The sequence below is a fragment of the Pseudoalteromonas sp. Z1A2 genome (genome assembly GCF_011378755.1).
In the GTDB taxonomy this organism is placed as follows: domain Bacteria; phylum Pseudomonadota; class Gammaproteobacteria; order Enterobacterales; family Alteromonadaceae; genus Pseudoalteromonas; species Pseudoalteromonas distincta.
The window spans coordinates 1-2,340 of sequence record NZ_WTKX01000063.1 but is presented as its reverse complement, the minus strand read 5'-3'; the positions used below and the strand labels follow the sequence as shown (position 1 = coordinate 2,340).

The window sequence follows — 2,340 nt, the reverse complement described above, 5'->3', positions numbered from 1 at the left end:
GTAAGCGTATAGCTAACGACACCTAGCCTTGCTTAATATTCCAAGGTAGCAGTGGCTCAAGGTTACTTGGCTGCTCTGCAATATGTTGCAAGCACGTTGAGATGTAGTCATGCACTACAAGATCATTTGCCTTTGCGGTTTCAACAAGACTATAGAGTATGGCGCTGGCATGCGCGCCATTACTGGTATTTGAGAACAGCCATAAAACCGCCCTATTACGAACGGTTTTATGGCTCGCTCTGCTCGGTTATTATCAATACTGAGCCTGCCATCATCGAGGTAACGCCTGAATTTCTCAAACTGGTTTATCGCATAGGTAATTGCTTTCCCTAGCGCCATTTGGGGAGGGATTTTATCTTTGTGTTTGAGTAACCATTGATACAATTCATCAACGATTGGTTTGGCTTTTTGCTGCCTAACGGTGAATTTTTCACTGACCGATTTACCTTTGATGGCTTGCTCAATACCATAGAGTTTGCGAATAAGGTTAAGTGCTACATCCGCTTTAACGGTTTTTTTATTATTGCCTTTGGCCTCGATGAACTTACGGCGTATATGAGCTAAGCACGCAACCAGTGTTGCCTTCGTTTGCTCGTATGCTTTGTAGCCGTCAACGTGCATGTAGCCTTGATAACCGTCAAGAAAACCAACTACACAGTGGGCCGCGCGACTATTATGATAATCAAACAGGACAATATTAGTGTCTTTACCCGGCTTATCATCGCCACAACAGTACAGCCACATATAGCTGGTCGCTTTCTCTGCGTTAATAACGTTTAACGAGGTTTCATCGCCATGAATAACTGCTTGAGATAACAAGATTTCTTTTAAACGCTGATAGAGCGGTGACAACAATTCAGCACAGCGTAACATCCAGCTCGACATGGTTTGCCTGCTCAACTCAATACCGATATCAGAAAATAACGTTTCTTGGCGATAAAGCGGCAAGCCAAACTGGTATTTACACATGATTATTTGGCTCAGTAAACTGGGCGTGGCGATACTTTTTGGAATAGGTGTTGCGGGCATTTTTGCCGTTTTCACTACACTTTCAATCCCTTCACGCTCACAGTGACGGCACGTATATTTAGGGCGAATAGTTTTGACAACCTTGATATGCGCTGGCACAAATTCGAGTGTTTCACTGCTGCTTTCACCCATTTTGTGAAGTGGGCTTTGACAGCAATCACACACTTTTTCATCCTCATCAAGGTCAACAACCACCTCGACTCGTGGTAACTGTGCTGGCAGTGGCCGGCGTTTCGGTTTGGCTTTTTCTTTCTTTACTAAGGGCGATGTGGCCAATAGCGCTTTATCATGTTCATCAAGAATGTTTTCTGCTTCATTGAAGCGCTCTCCAGCACCGGGCATCTTTTCAGATTTCTTCGCGTACTCTTTGGCAAGCTTCGCGTTATAAGCTTGCAGTAATTCGTGAATTTGCGCATCTTTTTCAGCAACGACCTAGAACAACTCAAGCACCATGCGCTTGAGTTGTTCTAGGTCGTCAGGAAGTAAGTGTGCATCAATTTTCATGTTCGCAATTTAACAGAATTTGACGTTGTTTTCTTGTTTGACGCAAAGATAAAGCAGGCGGTGTGGCAACGATCATTTACTGTCAATATGATCGATTGATACTGCAATTCTTCATGACCAAGCACATCATATCCCGACAACAACCAATCCAATTGCCCAGGACTGAGTTCAAATTCTTGCAAACTGACTTTACTTGGCCATTTGAACTTTTGTTTTTCTAAACGCTTGTACCACAAAGCAAACCCCGTTTTATCCCAGTAAACCAGCTTGAGTTTATCTTTCGATTTATTGCAGAACAAAAATAATGCGCCAGTGTAAGCGTCACGTTCAAGCTCGCTTTCAACGAGTGCGACCAGACCATCAATGGACTTTCGAAAATCCACGGCGTCACGATGCAAGTAAATACGCGCGGGTTCAACAAACATTTTCATAAGGCAAGCTCACGCAACAATTGACTCAAATAAGCGACAGGCATTGTGGGTGGGAAGCTAATTTTCACGCTGCCGATAGTAAGCATGATCGGCAGTTGCTGTTCAGTGGGGGCGACGTGTTTAGTGACTTTTGCTTGAACAAAACGACTGGATTCAGTATTAAGCTTACTTCGTGCCGCATAAAAGCTTGTTTTAGATAAGGCATGTTGCTGGCAAAACTCAGTAATAGTTAAATCGCTGGCTTGTTGTTCTTCGATAATGTTACGCCACTGCTCAAGGCTACGTGTTTTTCTCATGGCTATCTCCTAATTGAAATTAAGAAATAGCTTAATCGGTTTGACGAATTACTGGCAGGTGCACTTTGCTAGACGCTTAC

Annotated in this window: 2 protein-coding genes and 1 pseudogene; all 3 read right to left on the bottom strand. The window is 43.5% G+C overall.

Annotation, left to right across the window (positions count from 1 at the left end; all coding sequences use genetic code 11):
- Positions 1-22: 22 nt before the first annotated feature.
- Positions 23-1,533: pseudogene (locus tag GQR47_RS20105) on the bottom strand (IS66 family transposase).
- Positions 1,530-1,964: an IS66 family insertion sequence element accessory protein TnpB gene (tnpB, locus tag GQR47_RS20100; RefSeq protein ID WP_024596287.1), complete on the bottom strand. Its 435-nt coding sequence runs from the start codon at positions 1,962-1,964 to the stop codon at positions 1,530-1,532. Before tnpB ends, GQR47_RS20105 begins: the two are co-directional and overlap by 4 nt.
- Positions 1,961-2,260: a hypothetical protein gene (locus GQR47_RS20095; RefSeq protein WP_002963294.1), complete on the bottom strand. Its 300-nt coding sequence runs from the start codon at positions 2,258-2,260 to the stop codon at positions 1,961-1,963. The genes tnpB and GQR47_RS20095 overlap by 4 nt, the downstream gene beginning before the upstream one ends.
- Positions 2,261-2,340 lie beyond the last annotated feature (80 nt).